General features: G+C 55.2%; 16 protein-coding genes. 11 read left to right on the forward strand and 5 right to left on the reverse strand.

The genetic code is table 11. The features are described from left to right. The first annotated feature begins 38 nt into the window (after positions 1–38). The 3 genes from QMQ05_RS06315 (at position 39) to QMQ05_RS06325 (ending at position 5,644) form a co-directional block, all read left to right on the forward strand. A complete protein-coding gene (locus QMQ05_RS06315) occupies positions 39–1,205 on the forward strand; it encodes an exonuclease SbcCD subunit D (protein ID WP_345473925.1) in 1,167 nt (388 codons plus the stop codon). Further along, entirely contained in the window at positions 1,202–4,255 is a 3,054-nt protein-coding gene (locus tag QMQ05_RS06320) for an SMC family ATPase (RefSeq protein WP_345473927.1), read from the forward strand. The genes QMQ05_RS06315 and QMQ05_RS06320 overlap by 4 nt, the downstream gene beginning before the upstream one ends. Positions 4,256–4,414: 159 nt before the next feature. Beyond that, on the forward strand, positions 4,415–5,644 hold the full coding sequence (locus tag QMQ05_RS06325) for an MFS transporter (RefSeq protein WP_345473929.1): 1,230 nt from the start codon (positions 4,415–4,417) through the stop codon (positions 5,642–5,644). 85 nt (positions 5,645–5,729) lie between these two features. Here QMQ05_RS06325 and QMQ05_RS06330 read toward each other — a convergent pair whose 3' ends face one another. Further along, positions 5,730–6,425, reverse strand: a complete 696-nt coding sequence (locus tag QMQ05_RS06330; protein ID WP_345473931.1) for an IclR family transcriptional regulator — start codon at positions 6,423–6,425, stop codon at positions 5,730–5,732. 266 nt (positions 6,426–6,691) lie between these two features. Between QMQ05_RS06330 and QMQ05_RS06335 the strand changes: the two genes are divergently transcribed. Continuing rightward, positions 6,692–8,032 (forward strand): MFS transporter, encoded by a 1,341-nt coding sequence (locus QMQ05_RS06335; protein WP_345473933.1) that lies wholly within the window; start codon positions 6,692–6,694, stop codon positions 8,030–8,032. A 123-nt stretch (positions 8,033–8,155) separates the two neighbouring features. On the opposite strand, the gene QMQ05_RS06340 is transcribed toward QMQ05_RS06335, so the two are convergent. Next, the gene (locus QMQ05_RS06340; protein WP_345474657.1) at positions 8,156–9,169 is read right to left on the reverse strand and encodes a LacI family DNA-binding transcriptional regulator; all 1,014 of its coding nucleotides are present in this window, start codon (positions 9,167–9,169) and stop codon (positions 8,156–8,158) included. A 114-nt stretch (positions 9,170–9,283) separates the two neighbouring features. Next, positions 9,284–10,972 carry a glycoside hydrolase family 13 protein gene (locus tag QMQ05_RS06345; RefSeq protein WP_345473934.1) on the reverse strand — a complete coding sequence of 563 codons (1,689 nt, stop codon included), beginning with the start codon at positions 10,970–10,972 and terminating at the stop codon, positions 9,284–9,286. Between the two features lie 267 nt (positions 10,973–11,239). On the opposite strand from QMQ05_RS06345, the gene QMQ05_RS06350 reads away from it, so the two are divergent. The 7 genes from QMQ05_RS06350 to QMQ05_RS06380 all read left to right on the forward strand — a co-directional run bounded on the left by QMQ05_RS06350 (position 11,240) and on the right by QMQ05_RS06380 (position 19,034). Beyond that, the gene (locus tag QMQ05_RS06350; protein WP_345473935.1) at positions 11,240–12,502 is read left to right on the forward strand and encodes a sugar ABC transporter substrate-binding protein; all 1,263 of its coding nucleotides are present in this window, start codon (positions 11,240–11,242) and stop codon (positions 12,500–12,502) included. A gap of 110 nt (positions 12,503–12,612) precedes the next feature. Beyond that, entirely contained in the window at positions 12,613–14,208 is a 1,596-nt protein-coding gene (locus QMQ05_RS06355) for an ABC transporter permease subunit (RefSeq protein WP_345473937.1), read from the forward strand. Beyond that, on the forward strand, positions 14,208–15,128 hold the full coding sequence (locus QMQ05_RS06360; RefSeq protein ID WP_345473938.1) for a sugar ABC transporter permease: 921 nt from the start codon (positions 14,208–14,210) through the stop codon (positions 15,126–15,128). The genes QMQ05_RS06355 and QMQ05_RS06360 overlap by 1 nt, the downstream gene beginning before the upstream one ends. Positions 15,129–15,242: 114 nt before the next feature. Continuing rightward, complete coding sequence (locus QMQ05_RS06365; protein ID WP_345473940.1) at positions 15,243–16,229, forward strand: HAAS signaling domain-containing protein; 987 nt, start codon at positions 15,243–15,245, stop codon at positions 16,227–16,229. 66 nt (positions 16,230–16,295) lie between these two features. Then, positions 16,296–17,039, forward strand: a complete 744-nt coding sequence (locus tag QMQ05_RS06370; protein ID WP_334122822.1) for a TetR/AcrR family transcriptional regulator C-terminal domain-containing protein — start codon at positions 16,296–16,298, stop codon at positions 17,037–17,039. 97 nt (positions 17,040–17,136) lie between these two features. After that, entirely contained in the window at positions 17,137–18,693 is a 1,557-nt protein-coding gene (locus tag QMQ05_RS06375; protein WP_345473943.1) for an MFS transporter, read from the forward strand. A 38-nt stretch (positions 18,694–18,731) separates the two neighbouring features. Further along, positions 18,732–19,034 (forward strand): META domain-containing protein, encoded by a 303-nt coding sequence (locus QMQ05_RS06380; protein WP_345473945.1) that lies wholly within the window; start codon positions 18,732–18,734, stop codon positions 19,032–19,034. A gap of 26 nt (positions 19,035–19,060) precedes the next feature. Here QMQ05_RS06380 and QMQ05_RS06385 read toward each other — a convergent pair whose 3' ends face one another. Both QMQ05_RS06385 and abc-f read right to left on the reverse strand, forming a co-directional pair. Further along, entirely contained in the window at positions 19,061–20,161 is a 1,101-nt protein-coding gene (locus QMQ05_RS06385; protein ID WP_345473947.1) for a fatty acid desaturase family protein, read from the reverse strand. Positions 20,162–20,289: 128 nt separating this feature from the next. Beyond that, positions 20,290–21,930 carry a ribosomal protection-like ABC-F family protein gene (abc-f, locus tag QMQ05_RS06390; protein WP_334122826.1) on the reverse strand — a complete coding sequence of 547 codons (1,641 nt, stop codon included), beginning with the start codon at positions 21,928–21,930 and terminating at the stop codon, positions 20,290–20,292. Positions 21,931–21,958: the final 28 nt, after the last annotated feature.

Genomic DNA, 21,958 nt, shown 5'->3' on the forward strand with positions numbered 1-21,958 from the left:
TGTCCAAGTTGTCCCAGACATTGCATATGGTTGGAAATATGCGATTGCTACATACCTCAGATTGGCATTTGGGCCGGACCTTCCATGGTGCGTCCCTGATTGACGCGCAACGTAGTGTGCTTCAAGAAATCATCGATGTTACTGTCAATCAACACGTTGACGTGGTGCTGATCTCCGGCGATATCTACGACCGGGCCCTGCCTCACGTTGATGCGGTGCAATTGTGCAATTGGGCGCTTCGTGAACTGCGGGCCACGGGCGCCACTGTTGTCATCACCAGTGGCAACCATGATTCAGCTTCACGCTTGGGTTTTGGTGCGGATCTATTAGATAGCGCAGGGGTACACATCATCGCTGACCTTGAGCGCATGGTGAATCCGATAATCTGCGAAGCTGAAGACCACCAAGTGGTGATCTATGGCATTCCCTACTTGGAACCGCGCATGGTGATGGAACAGCTGGGAGCTGGTAAGGCCAGCCATGAAGCAGTAGTTCAGGCGGCTATCGGTAAAATTGATGAGCATCTGAGTGCGCTGAATACTTCCCACAAGCCAGTGGTCTCGATTGCCATGGCGCACCTGTTCGCTGCAGGTGGTTTTTCTAGCGATTCCGAACGTGAACTGAGTACCGGAAATCTTGACGTTGTTCCTGTGGAGCTTTTTGAACGCTTTGATTACGCCGCACTGGGCCATTTGCACGGCCGTCAAAAAGTTCGGGAACATGTGCGCTATTCCGGATCACCCCTGGCCTATTCCTTCTCCGAAGTGAAACAAACCAAGGGACTATGGCTCATCGACACGAACGCTGAAGGCATCAAAAGTGTCCAAGAAATCTTACTGACAGTTCCAAAGAAATTAGCCGTTCTCAAAGGGCAACTTTCGGACCTGCTGAATGATCCTGAGCTTGAGTACGCTACCGAAGCATGGTGCCAAATCACGCTTACCGATGCGCAACGTCCCGCCGATGCCATGAACGCTCTGCGTACCCGATTCCCTGACACAGTGGTGCTGAACTTTGCTCCCGAGGGCGGGACGAGCACCGAACAACCGGCGACCTACGCAGAACGAATGGCCAAGGCAACAAGCACCCAAGACGTGGTGGGTGACTTCGTGGAGCATGTGCGTGAACGTGCTGCCGATGAAGCCGAATGCGAAGTCATAACTGCTGTTATTCGTGCTACAAGAGAGGCACAGGTCAGCCAGTGAGAATTCATAAACTCCAGATTCAAGCTTTTGGTCCCTTCGCGCACAGTGAAGAGATTGACTTTGACGAGCTCGCCGACGGTGGACTTTTCCTACTTGACGGCCCCACTGGTGCAGGAAAATCTAGCATCCTGGATGCGATTTGTTATGCCCTCTACGGTTCACTACCCGGAAGCCGAAGTGGTAGCCGGCAGATTCGTTCCGACCATGCGGCCGCGGATCTGGCCCCTGAGGTGGTCTGTGAACTGACCATTGGTGACCGTCGTTTTGAAGTGACGCGTTCACCGGCGTGGATGCGCCCATCAAAGCGAGGCAAGAATAAAACCACAGAGCAGAAGGCATCGAGCCTCCTACGGGAATTCACCCCGAATGGATGGAAAGAACTCTCCACCCGCAATGACGAAGTCGGGCATGTACTGGGCAGTCTTCTGGGTCTGGACCGGGAGCAGTTCACCAAGGTTGTAATGCTTCCGCAGGGCGGATTTGCTGACTTCTTGCGGGCGAAAGCCAAAGACCGAGAAGAACTACTGGCGAATCTCTTTGATACCAGCGAGTATGCGCGCATTGAAGAAGAATTCTCGGTGCGTCTGGCCGAAGAGCGTAAAAAAACCGAGAATATTGAAGCACGGATCAGTGCTGCCGAAGAGTCCATTCATGCTGAAGCGCGTTCCTTCCTCGCCGGACGAGAGCTGGCCAATTCTTCTGAAGAACCGGAAGAAGCGTCAGTACTATCTGGCGACGAGAATTTTGCCAACTATCGATTGAGAATCAACGATATTCTTCAGCAAGCTCAGGCTGAGGCTGAGAAATTCAGTAAGCACAAGACACGGACCGAGCAACTGACTCGTTCATTGGAAGAACGCCGACGGGTATTCGCCCGGCTTGGTGAACTAAAAGCAATGCGAGAACGCTTTGCCCAAGGCCATGAGGATGCGGTTGAAGCCAGCAGAAGACTAGAGCAGGACGCCAAGGCTGTCTCGGTACGCGCGTACCGCGAGCAGGTTTTGGGCGCTCAAACCTCATTGGAGCAATCTGCGCAGGCTTGGGAAGAACAACGACAGTGGCTCATAGGCGCCACCAATCAGCGCTACGATCCGAACGAATCCAGTTTAGAAACCTTGCACAACCAGAGCCGCGAAGTTGCCGACGAACTGGCTATCGCGAAGTCAGTTCTGGAAGAAGAAAAGCGACGCGCTCCCTTGGCCAAGCAGGTAACCCAAGCCGAACAAAGCGCGGCAGAACACGAGAAATCTCGAATCCAGGCAGAGACAGACCTCGCAGGGGTGAAGAACGAACGCGACCTGTTGGGCAGCGAGGACCTGAACCACGTTGAAGCTGGCGAGAATCTGCACGACGCCAAAGAGCACTACCAACTGGTGGAGGCGAAAATTGCCCACGCCATCTCACGTGATGACCTAGAGAAAAAAGTCTTGGCAGCACGCGAAAAATTAAGTGCCCAAGAGCTGAAAACCGTCGAGGCTGAAAAGGGCCTGCTGGCTCTTCGCACCGAACAATTAGCACAAAGTGCTCTGCGACTGGCAGCCGCGCTGGAAGAGGGAAAACCCTGCCTAGTTTGTGGCTCTGCTGAACATCCTGCTCCAGCCCAGGCAGACGCCGATGCCACGCTGATTGATGATGAACAGATCCAAGCATCAGAAGCCCTGGTAGTTGCCGCGCGCAAGGAAGCGCAAAAGGTGGCCCAAATACGTGACACCTTGATTGCGAAACTAGAATCTGCGCAACTTGCCGCCGGTGAATCGAGTGTCGAGCAGCTGAGAATGGATTTGGCTCAGTCCAAAGAACAGCTGGAGATTGCAACTAAACGACTAGAGACGATCAATGCACGGTTAACAAAACTTGAGCAGCTACGCACCCGCATCGAACAACTCACAGATCGCGCTGCTCAAGCCGCTCTGGATCATTCCACAGCCCAACAAAACGCCTCCTCGTTGGCTGCCCAGTTGCAGCAACTTGATGCCAAATTAGCTGAAATTCGGCGCGGCAAAAAGAACCTTGCTGAACAGGTCTTTGAACTTCAAGAAAAAACTACGGGACTAGCAAAGTCGGTGCAGTCCTTGCGCTTGCTACTTGATGCTCGTGAGCGCTTTAGCAAAGCGGAAGCAATCTGGGATCAAGAGCGTCAAGCCGCTGGTTTTGAAACGATCAACGACTATAGTGAGGCGCTACTTCAGGTCGAGTTGCGTGAGCGGTTGCGACAGTTACAACGTGCAGATGCTGATCTGGCCAGCGCCATTGCCACCCTTGAAAAGTCTGAAGACTACGCTTCCGCCCAAGAACTCGAAGCACGTGGTGTTCAAGCTCCTAACGATGATGAAATCCAAGAAGCACGTGAACAGGCGAGTGTCGCGGAAAAACAGTATGAGTCTGCACGCGAGCAGGTCGTCGTGGCCGTAACTCGTCTGGAGCGACACGACCAATCGGTCTCACAGCTAGAGCGTATGCGATCAGATGCTGGACCTGTGATTGAAACCTACCGGCGCCTTCGAGGGTTGGCGGAAGTCATTCGCGGTGGGGGAGAGAACCTCTACAAGATGACGCTGAGTACTTATGTGTTAGCTGCCAGGTTAGAAGAGGTTGCGATTGCGGCAACCGAGCGTCTTGACGCGATGTCGGGAGGCCGATACTCGCTACATCATGATGATTCCAAGCAAGGTAATTCAAAGTCGGGCTTGGGGCTTCGCGTTCTGGATGCATGGACAGGCAAATACCGTGAAACCCAAACTCTTTCTGGCGGTGAAACCTTCATGGCTTCCTTGGCATTGGCTTTAGGGCTGGCAGATGTCATTTCACACCACTCCGGAGCGGTAGACATGCAGACCCTCTTTGTTGATGAAGGTTTTGGATCACTGGACGCTGAGACCCTTGAAGAAGTCATGCAGGCCCTAGAGAATCTGCGCGCCGGTGGGCGAACCATTGGCTTGGTTTCTCACGTTGCAGAGATGAAACAGCGTATTATCAACCGGGTGTCGGTTATCAAGACCCAGCACGGTTCAACCATCCAACGCGAAGGCTTAGTAATGACTGCGCCCTAGGATTGGACTTGCCGTCTGGTGGTAGCTATCTTGAAAGTAGTGCCATCAGGCATGTCTGGGAAATTTTGTGCGTCGGGGGGTGTGGGACGGCGCACGCCTCGTTATGGAGTTTTGTTGACTCAGCATGCGTTGTCGAATGAAAATCGCAAAGATCCGGCAATGAAATCCGGATACTCTGCACTTATTCCTCTGGTAGGAGCCCCGTTCCTGCCTCTTACTTTCCTTGCTCGCCTACCTTTGGCGATGCTCACCATCGGGTCCATGACCCTTGTCACCGCGACCACTGGTTCCTATGCCCTGGGTGGACTTGCAGCTGCCATGGTGGGCCTCGGCTCCGCTGTGGGTGGCCCGAGTATCGGATACCTCGCTGACCGCTTCGGACAACGGCCTATATTGGTTACCGTTGCCTTGATCCACAGTATTCTGTTGGTCCTGCTGACACTCTTGGGCGATAGCGGACCGGATCTGTCTGTGCCACTGTTGGTCCTGATGTGCCTGATTACCGGCGCCACCGGACCTCAAGTGGGTCCAATGTCGCGTGTTCGGTGGATCGCCATGACACGGCAGCAGAAGAAAAATCCAAAAGTCCTTTCAGCGGCGCTGAGCCTCGAATCCATGTTTGATGAACTGGGATTCGTCTTCGGCCCGGTGGCTGTTGGTTTGCTTGCTTCGCTGGTAAACCCAGTGTTGCCACTGTATCTGGCGGCCATCATGACCTTGGTGCTCGTTCCTATTTTCGCCACTCACTCCACCGGTCATGCAGTGAGGCCGGTCAAGAACTCCAAAACTGTTGAGAAGGTACGCATTTCTGCCGCTCAAGTAGCCGCCATTGGTGCACTAGTGCTGGGCATGATCGCGCTGGGTACGGTCTTTGGTTCATCGGCAGCCGGTACTCTGGCTTTCGCCGGTGATCAGGGAAATTCAAATGAGGGTGGCTTGCTCTACGGAGCGATGGGGCTTTCCAGTGCCATCGCAGCCATCTCGGTGGCTGCTTGGCCGCAGTACTTCCGGCAGATTAACCGCTGGATCCTTTGCGGCGGATTGTTGACCATCTTCAGCTTCGGTATGCATTTGGCAAGTTCCACTCCATGGATGGTCGTTGCACTGTTCATTGCTGGCTTTGCCGTAGGTCCGGTGATTGTCACCGTCATGACCTTGGGCGGAGAAGTTGCGCCTGCAGCTCGACTCTCTACCGTCATGACCATGCTCTCGGCAGGCATTGTCGTGGGTACAGCAATTGGAAATGGCTTGGCAGGAGTCTTTGCCGACTCGCTTGGTTATCTCGGAGCGTTCTGGGTATCAACTGGGGGAGCGCTCGTGATCTTGCTGGCGGCCTTGGCGATGAAGGTGATTGTCGCCAAGTCACCTTCCTTGTCCAGAGTGAGATAGGCACTAAAACGAACTAAAAAGCTCACCGGCAGCGAATCATCCAATGATTCACTGCCGGTGAGCTTTTTTGTGGCCTGAAAAGGTATTAGTGGGCTAGTTTTTCGCTGATGCGTTTGGCAGCTAGCTTTAGTGCTTCAATGACTGGCTCGTAAGTATCAACGGTGCTCGTGGCGAAAACAACCGCGAGTGCTGCAGGCGTCCGCCCCGGCTGTTCAATCGGAACGGCGAGGGACGTGACACCCTGGATTACTTCGTTCTCACTCGTGGCATAACCATCGATCCGTGCTTGGGTGGCGGCATCTCGATAGGCAACCGTGGTATCCATTGCTTCCCATGCCTCTTGGCTGTAATGCGATTGGATGGCGATGCCTGCGGCTCCCACGTCCATGCCGTGAACGGTGCCCGGACGGTGAACGATGGCACGTTGTGAGTTCAATGGAGATACTGACTGCAATGTGGTGCATTGGTCGAATTCCCATACCGCCACGAAGGCAGTCATGGACAATTCATTTGCAAGAGTGGTCAGTTCCACGGTGGCAGTCGCCTGTAAGTCATGCTGAACCGAGCGGGCCAAGACCGCCAGCCCAGAAGCAGAGCGAATGTGACCGGCTTCGTCCCGATTGAGCAGATGGTGTTGCTCTAAAGTACGGATGATCCGGTAGGCAATCGAACGGTGTACCTCAAGCTTTTCAGCAATTTCTGCAATGGTGAGGTGCACCGGGGAACTGGCGACGATTTCGAGTACGCGAATACCGCGGGAAAGCGTCTGGGAAGTAGGCATGAAACTTCAATCTGGCGCATGCATTGGGGTAACGCGTTGCGGCGCCCTCGCTGTGAGCCTTGTGGCTGCTGAACGGTTGATCTATCTGCAATTTTAGTCGTTCTCTATTAGAACACCGAATTCTTCACCGCCTTCACTCGAAGGGAACGCGGTCCATCAGGAGCTAAAGTCGCGTAAATGTTGTGATCTGATTCACTCTCAGATTATGATTGTGGGCATAATAAACCGTCCGAACGGTCGGTAAAGTAACGATTAAAGGGCAGCTCATGTCATCAACAGTCACTCGCACCCAGGAAGAGCGCCGGGTACTCGCCGGAACTCTCGTGGGAACCACCATTGAGTGGTACGACTTCTTCATCTTCGCTCAGCTCACCGCAACCCTGCTGACGCCACTGTTCTTGGCGCCTTTGGGAGCGGCAAACCCGGGACTTGCTCAGATTCTTTCCTTCGCGATGATCGGTATCTCATTCTTCTTCCGTCCGCTGGGCGCCATCGTGGCCGGACACCTCGGTGACCGGTACGGACGCAAGAAGATTCTGGTACTCACGCTGATCTTGATGGGTGCGGCCACCGCGCTTATTGGTGTACTTCCTACCTATGCCTCCATCGGGATCGCGGCACCAATTCTGCTGGTCTTGCTTCGTGTAATTCAGGGATTCTCTGCTGGCGGCGAATGGGGCGGCGCAGCACTGATGGCCGTGGAGCACGCTCCCAAGGAACGTCGCGGATACTTTGGTGCCTACCCGCAGATCGGCGTACCGATCGGCATGATCCTGGCCACCGGCCTGCTCTACATCCTTCGCGTAGCAATGTCACCAGAGGCTTTCCAAACCTGGGGCTGGCGCATTCCGTTCCTGCTCTCGGTGGCACTGATCTTGGTGGGTTACATGATCCGCCGTGCAGTGGAAGAATCACCGGTCTTCAAGCAGCTGTCCCAGCGTAAAGTTGCAGAACACACGCCACTGCGTGAACTGATGGCGAAGAACTCCAAGCAGGTAATTCAGGCAGCTCTGATTTTCGTCTCCAACAATGCCGCCGGTTACCTGGTGATCGCGTTCTTCATCTCCTACACCACCGCAGTCTTGAAGATGCCAGTGGCACCGGTGCTCTTGGCGACCACCCTCGGCTCGGTGGGATGGTTGATCTTCACCCTCGTCGGCGGTTGGCTCTCGGATAAGATCGGGCGTCGGGCGACCTTTGTGATCGGCTATGCGATTGTTTTCGTGTGGATGATCCCGATGTTCATGTTGGTCAATACCGGCAATATCGTGCTCTACGCGGTGGCGATCTTCGTACTGACCGTTGGACTGGGATTGTCCTACGGTCCGCAGTCGGCTATGTATGCAGAAATGTTCCCGGCTCACGTACGCTACTCGGGTATTTCAATCGGTTACGCCATCGGCGCCATCCTTGGCGGTGCTTTCGCCGCGACCGTGGCCCAGATCTTGCTAGAAACCACTGGTTCATCGATCTCGATCGCCGTCTACATCATGGCGCTAACTGTCATTTCGGTGGCAGCGGTGCTGTGGGTTGGCGAAACTCGCGGACGAAACCTACACGTTGAAGAAGTTGAAGGAAGCAACGAAGACTTGCGGACTTCACTGTAGAAAGTCTTCCAAAAACACGCTGCCCGTGCAGTTGGCCGGATCTGAACGATCCGATCAACTGCACGGGCAGTTTTTATGCCTACTCAAAAGATATTGAACTGAGCCTGCGGCTTAGGGGGAGTGCTAGGCAGCATCCAGAGGGCGGGAGGTTGAGGAGCGGACCACCAGGCGGTGATCAACCTTGTGCGCGTGGGCTGGTTCCTCGCCGCGAATGGCACGAAGCAACATTGCCACGGCCAATTCACCTTGTTCGTGCGGCCGTTGCTCAATGGTGGTCAAGCCAAACATTTCTGCAAGGTCATGGTTATCAACGCCGATGACCGAGAGGTCGCGGGGGACCTGCATGCCAAGATCGCGGGCTGCCAGGATTGCGCCGATGGCCATCTCATCGCTGGCTGCCATGAGTGCGGTAGGGCGGCTTGCCGGATTGCCCAAGAGCTGTTTAGCTACCGCGTAGGCCTGAGGCATGGTGAAGTCCGCGCCTACACAAAGGTTCTCGTCAACGGCAATTCCTGCATCGTGCAGGGCTTGCTCGTATCCGGTGCGGCGATGACTTGGGACGCGGAAGTCTACGTCGGTTTCCTCGTTACCCCCGATAAATCCAATTCGGCGGTGGCCGAGCGAAATGAGGTGTTCGGTGGCGAGCGCTGAAATTCCTTCATCATCAACGTGCAAGGTGGGCACCCCGGGCAGTGGTCCACCTACACCCACCAACGGCTTATCCAAGGCGTGCAGGGCTTGGACTTCTTCGGAGTTCAGTTCTACGTTCACGGCGATGACCGCATCAACTCGTTGACGTAAGAGGAAGTCAGAAAAGACCTTTTCACGCTGCCCACGATCCTTGGTGAGCTGGTACAAGGTGGTGTCATAACCTTCGTCCATCAGCCGGCGGGAAATTCCTTCCAGCACGCTGGCATAGAACCAGTGATTGATCACCGGAACCAAGACTCCGACATTTCGGGTGCGACCTGAAGCCAATCCTGAGGCCGAGGAAGAGACGACGTACCCCAACTCTGCTGCGGCGCGTTGCACGGCCTCCTGCGCTGAAGCAGAAACCGATCCTCGTCCAGAGAGCGCACGGGAGACAGTTGCTACCGAGACTCCGGCTACTTGAGCGACATCTTTGATCCCGGCCACAATACGTCCTTCCTTCAAGTTGTTGGCCGCGGTGATTGCAAAAATCTTCTGCGTGCACCGCGGCCACTGTTCAACGATACCCGGTGAGCTTGGCACCGAGGCTGATTGATTTGGCTAGGCGAGCAAGAACCAAATTGTGGTTTCCGCGGGAATCTGCACCGAGGATGTGCCGGTGACAGGCTGGCTGCGGACCAATTCTTGTGCGCCCTGTGCGAGCTCGGGAAGGTCCTGCGCGGTGGTGCCAAGGTTGGCAACGACGAGTACCTTGCCGTTGCTGAAGACCAGAACATCAGCATCTTCTTCTGAATTCCACGTCAAGTCACCGGTGCCGAGGTCATACTCTTTGCGCAGCTGCAGTAGGCGGCGGTAGAGGTTCAGGGTGGAATCGGGATCCTCTACCTGCATATCGCGGGCGTACGGTGCCCAATCGGTTGGCTGTGGCAACCAGCTTTCACCGTTGTCGCTGAAACCGAAGGCTGGGGCATCGCTCTCCCATGGCAGTGGCACACGGCAACCATCGCGTCCATAACGTTCACCATTGGTACGGAACCAGGTCGGATCCTGACGAGCATCATCTGGAAGGTCGACGGCCTCGGGGAGGCCGAGCTCTTCACCCTGGTACAGGTAGGCACCACCTGGCAACGCCAGCATGAGCGCGGTGGAAGAACGGGCTCGGCGCAAACCCACGGCTGGATCTGGCAGGTTTGGTGTGTTGGGACCAATGCCTTCACCCTGGGGGTTGTCATCGGTCAATGCCAGACGAGTGGCATGTCGCACCACGTCGTGGTTCGACAATACCCAAGTGCTTGGCGCGCCGACGGCACCAAATTCGAGCAGTGATTCATCAATGGTTTTGCGCAGCTGTGGTGCGTTGTAATCGCAGGAGAGATAAGGGAAGTTGAAGGCCTGATGCATTTCGTCTTTACGCACCCATTTGGCCATCAGTGACAGGGGACTCACCCAGGCTTCGGCGCACAAGACGCGCTCGCCGTCGTATTCATCCATGACTTCGCGCCACTCGCGGTAGATCTCATGCACGCCATCTTGACCCCACCAAGGGGCAAGTTCTTCGGTGCCGCCCATCGAGGCGCCCGTAGGGTCCGGGGTAAAGTCCGGCAGTCCTTCGGCCTTGATCAGACCGTGGGCTACGTCGACGCGGAAACCGTCGGTGCCGCGATCAAGCCAGAAGCGCAGGACGTCGCGGAACATGGCGCGTACTTCAGTGTTGTTCCAGTTGAAGTCGGGCTGTGATGAATCAAAGATGTGCAGGTAGGACTGGCCTACGCTGCCATCTGGGTTGGTGGTGGAGGTCCACATGGGCCCGCCGAAGACTGATTCCCAGTTATTTGGATGTCCCTGTGCCGGTGGATCCATAAAAATAAACCGGTCGCGTTCCGGGGAACCTGGGGCTGCCGCAAGGGCTTGCTGGAACCAGGGGTGCTGGTCCGAGCAGTGGTTGGGTACCAAGTCGATAATGACTTTTAGCCCTAGTTCGTGGGCACGGGCAACCATGGCGTCAAAGTCTTCGAGCGTTCCAAAAAGGGGATCAACATCGCAGTAATCTGCGACGTCGTAACCGGCATCCTTCTGGGGCGAGGTGAAGAAGGGGGAGAGCCAAATAGCGTCGACAGAAAGTTGGGCGATGCTCTCTAAGTTTTGGGTGATACCGCGCAAATCGCCCATGCCGTCGTTATTGGAATCGGCAAATGAGCGTGGGTAGATCTGATAGATCACCGAAGAGCGCCACCATTGAGAGTCTTCGGTCTGCAAAGGGTTATCAGCTTCTGAGCGAGTTTGAGTCATGACGGTAACGATAATAGATGTCCGCCAGAATGTAAACGCTTGCACATTTGCCCTCAGTATCCGAGAGGTTGTGGCTTGACGTGTCCGCGGAGTGAGCGAACTAAAGCTGATTTTATCGACCGTCTTGCCAACGCTGGTGATATGTGCCACTCTGGAAACGCTTACAAATTGAAGTGCCACTCGCATTTCCTCGAGGTAACCGGCGGCCCCGCGGATTTCCGCACCCTAACCGGCCCATCGGACAAAGTTGTCACGAAAGGACATCCCATGAAGGTGAATACACGCCCCTGGCTTCTTGGCGGAGCATTGACGGCCATCGCAGCCCTGTCTCTGACCGCCTGCGGTGGGTCCGGATCTGCCGAAACCTCCTCCAGCCCGGCGACCGAGCAGTCCTCTCCAGCTGCAGCATCTGGCGGTGAGCTCACCGTGTGGGTAGACGCCAACCGCGAACCCGTACTGAAGGAAGCCGCTGCAGATTTCGAAAAGCAGTCCGGCGTCAAGGTCAACCTGGTCATCAAGGACTTCTCCAAGATTCAGGAAGACTTCCTGCGCCAGGTACCCACCGGCAAGGGCCCAGACATCACCATTGGTGCCCACGACTGGTTGGGCAACCTGGTGAACAACGGTGTGGTTCAGCCAGTTGAACTCGGCGATAAAGCATCAGACTTCCAAGACGTTTCCATCAACGCCATGAGCTACGAGGGGAGCACCTACGGAGTCCCATACGCCACCGAAAACCTTGCCCTGCTGCGTAACGCAGATCTAGTGGACGAAGCACCAAAAACTTTCGACGACATGATCAAGGCAGGCAAGGAAGCTGACACCGAGTTCCCATTCCTGGTACAGGTCACCGATGTGGGCGACCCGTTCCACGCCTACCCATTCCAGACCTCATTCGGCGCACCGGTCTTTGGCACCGATGACACCGGAGCCTATGACGCAACCGACCTGCAGATTGGTAACGAAGGTGGCGTGGAATTCGCTAAGTGGCTGGCTGAACAAGGTGATGCTGGAACCCTGAAGACCAGCATCGATGGAGACATCGCTAAAGAGAAATTCGTCTCCGGTGATTCACCATTCCTGCTGACCGGTCCATGGAACGTGGAAGCTGTTGAAAAGGCCAAGATCAACCTGGCCATCGACCCAATCCCATCCGCCGGTGGGGAACAAGCTCAGCCATTCGTCGCAGTACAGGGATTCTTCGTCTCCTCGAAGACCGAGAACCTGTTGGCAGCCACCGAATTCCTGACGAACTACATTGGCACCGAACAAGTCCAGACCGACCTCTACGAAGTGGGTAACCGCCCACCAGCAAACAAGGCAGCCTTCGAAGCGGCTAAGTCTGATGAAGTGATTGCCTCCTTCGGTGAAGTTGGCGCCAGCGGCGTGCCAATGCCGAACATTCCAGAAATGGCCGCTGTGTGGGAATTCTGGGGTGTGGCTGAAGCAGAAATCATTGATGGCAAGGCCGATCCAACCAAGCGTTGGAAGCAGATGACCGAGGATATCGAAAAGGCCATCAGCAAGTAGGCTCGCCTGCCACACTCCTGGCACTGGAGCCGGCACCAGCACGACGCCGGCTCCAGTGACTTCAACCAGGCCAGCACCATCTGAACTTTACTGACAGGGACATCTGGAAGATGACTAAGACTGCCCCAGAGGCACCGCCACGTCACAGCGACGACCCGAAACGTAAGCTGTCGCCAGCGGCACAACGTTTCGCCAATGCATCAAGCACAAGCCTCGGCTCCATCCTGATCAAGATCATTCTTATCGCCATCGTGGACGCCACCGCCGTATTTGCCCTCTTCACCGCCATCGGGCGTGAAGCATGGGCCATCGCCACCGTCATTGCGGTGATCACTGTGCTGATCAATGTCGTCTACTTCAAGAGGGGATGGCTTCCGGCCAAGTACTTGCTACCGGGCACCATCTTCTTGTTGATCTTCCAGGTCTTTGTCATTGGCTACACCGGATATATCGCCTTCACCAACTACGGTTCGGGGCATAACTCAGATAAGGCCGACGCGATCTCTTCCTTGTTGCAGTCAAATCAGGAACGTGTTGAAGGCTCACCTGGTTACCCGGTCAAGCTCTATGACGGCGATGACGGTCTGGCCATGCTCATCGAACGTGACGGCCAACAGCTCATTGGTGACGAAAACACCGCGCTGAGTGCACTGGAACCAACCTCCCTTGATGGGTACACCGAACTGAACTTTGCTGATCTGCTCGGCCGCCAGCAAGAAGTCACCTCATTAAAGGTAGAGGTGAGCGATAATCCAGCCGACGGTACCCTACGCACCAGTGATGGTCGCACGGCCTACCAGTACACTTCATCGCTGAAGTACGACGAAGCTGCCGACACCATGACGGATCAAAAGACCGGTTTGGTTTACAAAGATACTGGCGTTGGTGCTTTCACAGCTGAGGACGGATCGCAGCTGATGCCAGGCTGGTCCATCAACGTTGGCTTTGATAACTTCACCCGCGCTTTCACCGATTCCTCGATCCGCGGCGCACTGTTCTCCGTCTCGATCTGGACCTTCGCCTTTGCTTTCCTCTCGGTGGCATCGACCTTCTTCCTCGGACTATTCCTTGCCATTGTCTTTAATGACATGCGCATGAAGGGTCGGAAGATTTACCGAGTCATTTCCATCCTTCCCTACGCCTTCCCAGCCTTCCTCGGTGGATTGGTCTGGGCTGGAATGCTCAACAAAGACTTCGGCTTTGTGAACCAAGTCCTCTTTGGGGGCGCGAATATTCCGTGGCTGACCGACCCATGGCTGGCCAAGTTCTCCGTCCTTTGGGTCAACCTCTGGTTGGGCTTCCCATATATGTTCCTGGTGTGCACCGGTGCCTTGCAATCCATTCCGCAAGAACTCTCTGAAGCAGCAACCATTGATGGTGCAAAGCCTTTCCAGATTTTCCGTCTGATCAAACTTCCGCTGTTGCTCGTTTCCGTGGCGCCACTGCTGATCAGTTCCTTCGCCTTCAACTTCAATAACTTCAACGTGATCTACATGCTCACCGAAGGCGGACCACGACTCGAAGATGCAGGGCTGAATGTCGGCGCGACCGACATCCTGATCTCCATGGTTTACAAGGTCGCCTTCGTCGGCTCCCAACGTGACTATGGTCTGGCCAGCGCGTTCTCCATCATCATCTTTGTGATCGTCGCAATCATCTCAATCATCAGTTTTAAGCAGACCAAGGCTCTGGAGGAGTTGAACTAATGAGTACCGATACCTCAACCACCCACACGACTCCAAGCTTTACCCCGATCCCACGTCCAGCGCGACGAACCTTCGGCAAGTGGTTCGCCACCACAGGATGGCGGCACCTGATCGGTGTGGCCCTGTGCATCTACTCAGCATTCCCGCTGCTCTACGTGCTCTCGGCATCGTTGAATCCTAACGGCACCCTGCTGTCCTCCAATGGATTCTTCTCCACCGTCGGATTGCAAAGCTACGTTGATCTCTTTCAAAACGAACAGCGTCCCTTTGCTGCATGGTTTGCTAACACCCTGTTCATCGGACTGACTACCGCTGCAGCGTCGGTGTTCCTCGGCGCACTGGCAGCTTATAGTTTTTCGCGCATGCGATTCACCGGACGCCGAGTTGGACTGGTCAGCTTGCTCATCGTGCAGATCTTCCCGCAGCTACTAGCAGTGGTGGCCATCTTCATCCTGCTCACCTCGCTGGGCGATGTTTTCCCTGCCCTAGGAATCGATAACCAGATCGCCTTGATCATGGTGTACCTCGGCGGCGCACTGGGTGTGAACACCTACCTGATGTACGGCTTCTTCAATACCATCCCGGTGGAAATTGACCAGGCAGCAAAGATCGATGGAGCTGGCCACGCACGGATCTTCTTCACCATGATCCTGCGCCTAGTCGCTCCGATTCTTGCAGTGGTCGGACTCTTGTCCTTCATCTCCAGCACCAGTGACTTCGTCTTGGCCTCGGTCGTATTGGTCTCGCCAGAAAACCAGACGCTTGCGGTGGGTCTGTACTCCTACGTCTCAGAAGAGTTCACCTCAAACTGGTCAGTCTTCGCCGCCGGCGCGGTCTTGGCAGCCCTGCCCGTCATGGCGTTGTTCCTTTTCTTGCAGAAGTACATAGTTGGCGGCTTGACCGCTGGTGCTGGCAAGTAAGCGAGCACATTCCTACTAGCGCGTTTCCAACGAGCACAGCGCCGATAGGTACCTTCGCTGGGTACCCGTCGGCGCTGCGCTCGTTGCCGTCCAAGAACACGTAAAGTAAAAGACATGAAGACTTACCTGCCGCGCGCTGCCCGGAATTATGTGGTGCAGTTGTCACGTGCCTTGGATTTTCTCTCTGAGCAGGAACGCAAACAGGTTCTTGAACAAACACGCGAGGAAATTCATCGACTGCCAGGCGGGGGACGCCGCAAACGTGAACTGATCAGCGCGCTGGGGGAACCGGCGACTCGGGCTCGCAAATTTGAACGGACAGAACCCGAAGAGCTAGAAGTCAGTAGCGGGAAGCATTTTCTGACACGGATCTTAGCCTGGCCCATTTGCGCGCTCGCGTTAATGACGGTAGTTGTTGTGCTCTTTGCTCCACCACAACAAGAGCTGATCTCCTCCCAAGGGCTAGGCCAACTACTGACGCCCGTTGGTGGATGGCTCGCGGCGCTAGAGGAAACCATTGGAAGCCAGCTGATCTGGCTTGCCTTCATCCCGGTAGTTTTCAGTTTGTTACCACTATGGCTCCAAGGCGCCGTGGGCATGACCCTTCAAATTCTGGGTGCCGTGGTCATGACCGCAGTATGTCTCGGAGGTGGCATCCTTCCGCTGTACTTCGTCCCGGTCACCATCTTGTTGTGGGCTCAGGTATTCACGCCGTTATTGATGATGCGTGGTTCGATGGCACGTCCTGGCTCTGGCTGGTTGGTCACCGCATCGGTCATCCTCATTGCAGCACTTGCCTTCACCACCTATCAAGGACTGGCAAGCTTCACCGGTGCCCAGTGGCTTGTTCTAGCGCCCGGGGTAGTGTTGGTGGTCTTAGCTGCTCTGCTTCCTACTCGTTGGAAAGCTGCTCACATCTCGCTAGTCGCAGCAGGGTTTTTGGTGATGGTGGCCGGATTTATCGCGGCGCTGCCCGGAACATACAATGCCTTGTTATTGTGGCCGTGGTTGGCAGGCGGCCTGTCATTCGCAGTGGGACACCTAGCCGTGGCGGCGGGTCTATGGCATGAACGGGCCAGAAAGCTTCTCGCATTGTTTTAGCGGCTCGAAGCTAACAAAACAGATTTACTCAGAACTTCCATATATTCTCATGGCATGGTCAATGACATGGAAACTACACCTGCGCCCACTGCGAAGCGCGGACGCGGGCGCCCCCGCAAGGATTCTGAGTTTATTAGCCTGAGCAAAGAGCTATTGGGTCAAAAGGCTTTGGAGATCGCTGGAACTGAAGGTTACAGCGCCCTGACCATGCACCGCCTAGCCTCCGAACTTGGGGTGACTCCACGCGCCCTGTACAACTATGTGGCTGATCGCGGCGAAGTCATCAATCTTGCCATGCAACAGTTCATGTCCCTTAGCCCCACGCTTGATTTTGATGCTGAGCACTGGAAAGACGGGGTGCGCGATGCGTACCTGGCCACCCGGGCTGCCTATCGTTCCTACCCGCGTGCTTCCCTATTGAGCATGGACGAAAAAGTGCACGCAGTGCCCGGACCACGACGGACTGAACTCGTTGAACGCTTATTGAAGTTCTATGTCGAAACCGGGCTGACACTGAAGCAAGCAACTAGCATGACTCGTGCCCTAGAACGCGATGTGCTCGGCTTCGTGCTGCACGTTGACTACTTTTATGACCGACGGACTTCGGACTCTGACTACGTCCTGAACCATCCGGTGCCTAAGCCGTGGCTAGATGACTATCCTGAAATTCCCGCACCGTACGCACGTGAAGCTCTAGAACTTCCAGAACAGAATAGTGACGAACTATTCGACGAAGTCATCGAATTACGCGTGCTAGCCATTGAACGGCTCCTGGAGCGCAATAGCGAAACTTCGGTGGCTGAAGACTGAAAATTCCTCGTCAGGGAATATATTTTCGGAAGGCGACGCTGAAGTAGGTAGATCTATCGCCTTCCTGCGGTGGACTACTGTGCCGAAAGTTGTCCCGATGCCACAAAGCAAGTCCGAAGTAGCACCAGATTCCAGTGAGTTATCTGCTGGAGCGCGTTGGCGACTTCTTGGGGTCTTGCTTGCAGCGATGTTCATGTCGCTGGTTTCGGTCAGTATCGTCAACGTAGTGTTGCCCTCCATCGGGTCAACGCTGCATGCCAGCGAAGCCGATATGCAGTGGGTGCTTTCTGGCTATGCGTTGACCTTTGGTGTGGTGCTTGTTGCAGCGGGACGCGCAGGAGACCTGTTGGGCCGTGGCGTCATGTTTGTCGCCGGCGTCACCATCTTTACCCTCGCCAGCATTTTGGCCGGACTAGCTACGGACCCAATGCTTTTGAACATTGCCCGTTTCATCATGGGTGTCGGCTCTGGTCTGCTCAACCCACAGGTGATGGGCATGATCCAACAGCACTTCCGTGGTGCGGCACGAGGTAGGGCCTACGGGTTATTGGGCACGGTCGTTGGTTTTTCCGTTGCTATCGGACCGGTGGTCGGTGGACTACTGATTAACTGGCTCGGTGCCGATGCCGGATGGCGTTCAACCTTCCTAATCAACGTGCCCGTCGGGATTTTGGCGATAGTTTTGGCCGTCGTGTGGTTACCAAAACCGCTCTTCACTAAGCCGGCAGGCAAGGTGGATTTGGATCCAGTGGGTGCAATCATTCTTGCACTGAGCATTTTTGCTCTCTTACTTCCCTTTGTTCAGGGCCGAGAGAATCCCGCCTTATGGTGGCTCTTGGCAGGTGCCCTGATCTTGCTGGCCGTGTGGGTCTGGTGGGAGAAGAAGTACAAGGAACGTGGACGCGAACCCATGGTTGAATTGGCGCTGTTCAAAATCCGAAGCTTCACCAACGGCACCCTGATCGCTGGTCTGTACTTCATGGGCGTATCGAGTGTTTGGGTACTCGTGGCTATCTACGTGCAAGAATCTCAAGGATTCACCGCTCTGGAATCAGGGCTGATCTGTCTTCCCGCTGCGCTACTCTCGGCCTATAGTTCGCATATCGCTGGCCGATATGCCACCACTCTAGGACGCAAACTGGTCATCGGTGGCACGCTCAGTGCGCTGTTCGGACTGCTGGCCACCATTGCCGTGGTGGTCCTTGAAGAGCAAGTAAATCTCAACATCTGGTGGATGTTGCTATCCCTGTCATTCATCGGTATTGCCCAAGGTTTCATCATTTCCCCGAATCAGGCATTGACCCTGATGGAAGTACCGGTGGGCAACTCGGGAAGTGCCGGGGGATTGATGCAGACCTCTCAACGCGTGGGGACGGCCGTGGGCATTGCGGTCATTACCGCAGTGTTCTACGGACTGAACCATGTTGCTGGATACTCGCTGGCAATGGAGCTCTCGTTCGTGGCGATTTCGGTACTAGTTATCGCCACACTCTTGGTAGCCATTCTTGACCTGCGCCAAGGGAAAACCAAACCACAGGTATCTACTCGTGCGGAGTATGTCCCAGTGACCACCGGTGTGCAGCGCACGGTGACCGGAGCTATTGACGTGGTGGGGCCCAAAGAGCCAAGCCAGCCGGTAGACTCGCAGCCCTAGGCTCTTGCCAAGACAGCTAACCGAATCGAGGATTGCCGATGACTGCACAGGCACTATTGGGCCTCTGGGGAAGCAAAATCCCAAAACGTCCATGGCTTGAATTTCTCGACGACGGAAAAGTCGTAGGTTCCGATGGCTGTAACCGATTATTCGGGACATGGTCTGAAGCGCAGGACGTGGAGTTTATTGCGCTCGCCGGGACGAGAATGTTCTGTGAAGGCGTGGATGATTGGTTAGCAAGGGCTAGCACTGGAAAGCTATTGGATGATGGCTCCTTGGCGATTTTTGATCAAGACAAAAATGAGCTAGGAATCCTGGTCAAAGATGACCAAAATTCCTAGCTCTAAATTGGTTGAGTCTATGGCTGTTAGGAGCTCACGCGGTATCCGGACACCATCGGGCAATCAAATGGATCGCGGGCCGAGAGACCTACCTTGTTGAGGTAGGTGATGACTTGCGCATAGGACTCTCGGATACTGGCAACAGTGTAAGGAATCTGGTGTTCGTTGCAGTACTCGCGCACGATTCTTGACACTGCGGCCAGATTGGCACGGGGCATCGAGGGGAACAGGTGGTGCTCGACTTGGTAGTTCAGCCCGCCAAAGAGGTGTGAGAGTACTCGGTTACCCCAGGAAGAGCGGGCCATGATGTTGCGGCTGGTGAGTACCTGGCGAGAGAAGAAATCGATGCGCGCATCGCCGGGAACCATGGGCATGCCCTTGTGGTTCGGTGCGAAGGAAGCACCCATGTAGATGCCAAAGACTGCCAGCTGTACTCCGATGAAGGCAAAAGCCATGCCGATGGGCAAGAACATAAAAATCAACGCAAGATACAGTCCTACACGCAGTGCGATCGCTAGTATCTCGCGCTTACGTCGCTTCGTGCGGTGTGCAGTGAACAGATAACGGATCGACTGAACATGTAAATTGAGTCCTTCCAGGGTCAGTAACGGGAAGAATAGGTAACCCTGACGTTGCGTGATCCACTTGAGAAATCCGCGTTGTCGTTGCGCATCAACTGGCTGGAATGAGATGGTGTCCCATTCAATATCGGGATCTTTGCCAATGGTATTAGGCGTGGCATGGTGCTTATTGTGTTTGTTCATCCACCACTGGTAGCTGATTCCCACAACAACATTGGCAAGAAAACGGCCCAACTTGTCATTGGTCTTCCCGGAGGACAGGATCTGACGATGAGCTGCTTCATGAGCCAGGAACGCGAACTGCGTCAGCAGAATTCCTAGTGCCGCTGCTATGAGCAACTGATACCAGCTGTGTCCAAGCAGAATGGAACCAGCAATTGCTGAGCCCAAAAGGATGACCAGTACGGATCCCAACCCCAAATAGTGGGCCCGACGTCGCCCAGAAAGACCTGCGTCTTGAACGAGTTTCTTTACGTGGAAAAAGCTTTGGGGATCTCCGGGCCTGTTAGAAGGTGCGGAGGGCTGAAGAACGGAACTGCTACTCAAGTCTGATCCTTGGCTGTGGTAGCGGGCGACATCTCAGTCGAAAGAACTGAAAGTCTCGGCTCCTATGCGTTCAAGCCTACGGTAGATGACTGTGAACCTGCCCTATGTGTCCTCTGCGTTAGCAGCGTCTAATAGTGAACGCTGAGTTGTCCCGCTGATAATTCCCAATGGCTGGTCAACCGAACGTTCTCCAGTAACCTGCGGTCGTGGGTCACCAGCAGTAGCGCACCCTCATATGCTTCCAAAGCTTCTTCCAACTGTTCGATGGCCGGGACGTCTAAGTGGTTGGTTGGCTCATCCAAGACCAGAAGATTCACGCCTCGTGCCTGGAGTAATGCCATGGACGCGCGGGTGCGTTCACCGGGTGATAAGGAATTGACCAGCGCAGTGGATTGGTCAGCTTTCAGACCAAACTTTGCCAGCAGGGTACGCACCTCAGCCGAAGAGTATTCGGGGACGGAGTTCTCGAATGCTTGGCCTAATGGCAGGTCACCGGGAAGCTGACTACGGGCCTGATCAATCTCTCCGATGCTCACCGAACTACCCAATGAAGCCGTGCCGGTGTCGGGGGACTGTTTGCCCAGCAGAAGATTGAGCAGGGTGGACTTTCCAGCACCATTCGGTCCGGTGATGCCAATACGATCGGAGGCATTAACCTGCACGGAGACCGGTCCAAAGGTGAAATCACCGTGCTGCAACTGCGCCTGATTTAAGGTGCACATGACCGATGAGCCTCGGGGTGCGGCAGCGATGGAAAACTGCAGAACCCACTCTTTGCGCGGTTCGGCCACTTCCTCCAGACGGGCAATGCGAGACTCCATCTGGCGGACCTTGGCGGCCTGTTTCTCTGAGGATTCGCTATTGGCGCGACGCCGGATCTTGTCATTATCAGGGGCTTTACGCATGGCATTGCGAACACCCTGGGAGGACCATTCGCGCTGTGTGCGGGCACGAGCGACAAGATCTGACTTCTGGTTTTCAAACTGCTCGTAGGCTTCACGGGCGTGGGTACGGTTGATGGCTCGTTCGGCCAAATAGGAGTCGTAGCCACCCTCATAAACGGCGACCTTGTTTTGGGCGAGGTCCAATTCAATGATGCCGGTGGTGCAGCGTGCCAGGAATTCTCGGTCGTGGGATACCAAGATGACAGGGGAGCGCAGAGAATTGATGAACTCTTCGAGCAGTTCAAGCCCTTCCAGATCAAGGTCATTGGTGGGCTCATCGAGTAGCACGATATCGAAACGAGAGAGCAGTAGTGCCGCCAACGCGACGCGTGCGACTTGGCCGCCAGAAAGTGCTGTCATCTCTGTTTCAACCGGGAGGGTGAATCCTAGTTTGGCTAGAACCTCGGGGATTCTGTCTTCCAAATCCATGGCACCTGAAGCCATCCAATGATCAAAAGCTGTCGCATAGGCGTCATCGGCGCCTGGTTTATTGCTACCAAGATCTTGGGCGGTTTCTTCCATGCGGGAGGTCGCTTCAGCGCAACCGGTGCGCCGTGCCAGATAGCCGGCTATGGTCTCTCCGGGAATGCGTTCATGTTCCTGCGGCAACCAGCCAATGAAAGCGGAATCCGGGGCGGTACTGACCGAACCAGACTGAGGTGTGGCGGCCTTGGCAAGTAAGGAGAGCAACGTGGATTTGCCTGCCCCGTTGGCACCCACCACGCCATAAACATTTGACGTTGTCGCAGTGAAGTTTAGGTTGGAAAACAAAGTTCGGTGGGCGTGGCCACCGGTGAGATCTTTGGCCACGAGCGTTGCAGTCATGGGGTCAATTCTACGGCGCAATGAGTGG

It is taken from the genome of Glutamicibacter sp. B1 (genome assembly GCF_039602135.1).
GTDB classification, from domain to species: domain Bacteria; phylum Actinomycetota; class Actinomycetes; order Actinomycetales; family Micrococcaceae; genus Glutamicibacter; species Glutamicibacter ectropisis.

Coding starts and splice junctions, on each gene's coding strand:
- QMQ05_RS06360 (WP_345473938.1), top strand. CDS start 14,208: ATGAGTACCGATACCTCAACCACCCACACGACTCCAAGCTTTACCCCG.
- QMQ05_RS06330 (WP_345473931.1), bottom strand. CDS start 6,425: ATGCCTACTTCCCAGACGCTTTCCCGCGGTATTCGCGTACTCGAAATC.
- QMQ05_RS06355 (WP_345473937.1), top strand. CDS start 12,613: ATGACTAAGACTGCCCCAGAGGCACCGCCACGTCACAGCGACGACCCG.
- QMQ05_RS06315 (WP_345473925.1), top strand. CDS start 39: ATGCGATTGCTACATACCTCAGATTGGCATTTGGGCCGGACCTTCCAT.
- QMQ05_RS06335 (WP_345473933.1), top strand. CDS start 6,692: ATGTCATCAACAGTCACTCGCACCCAGGAAGAGCGCCGGGTACTCGCC.
- QMQ05_RS06350 (WP_345473935.1), top strand. CDS start 11,240: ATGAAGGTGAATACACGCCCCTGGCTTCTTGGCGGAGCATTGACGGCC.
- QMQ05_RS06325 (WP_345473929.1), top strand. CDS start 4,415: ATGAAATCCGGATACTCTGCACTTATTCCTCTGGTAGGAGCCCCGTTC.
- QMQ05_RS06345 (WP_345473934.1), bottom strand. CDS start 10,972: ATGACTCAAACTCGCTCAGAAGCTGATAACCCTTTGCAGACCGAAGAC.
- QMQ05_RS06365 (WP_345473940.1), top strand. CDS start 15,243: ATGAAGACTTACCTGCCGCGCGCTGCCCGGAATTATGTGGTGCAGTTG.
- QMQ05_RS06375 (WP_345473943.1), top strand. CDS start 17,137: ATGCCACAAAGCAAGTCCGAAGTAGCACCAGATTCCAGTGAGTTATCT.
- QMQ05_RS06380 (WP_345473945.1), top strand. CDS start 18,732: ATGACTGCACAGGCACTATTGGGCCTCTGGGGAAGCAAAATCCCAAAA.
- QMQ05_RS06370 (WP_334122822.1), top strand. CDS start 16,296: ATGGAAACTACACCTGCGCCCACTGCGAAGCGCGGACGCGGGCGCCCC.
- abc-f (WP_334122826.1), bottom strand. CDS start 21,930: ATGACTGCAACGCTCGTGGCCAAAGATCTCACCGGTGGCCACGCCCAC.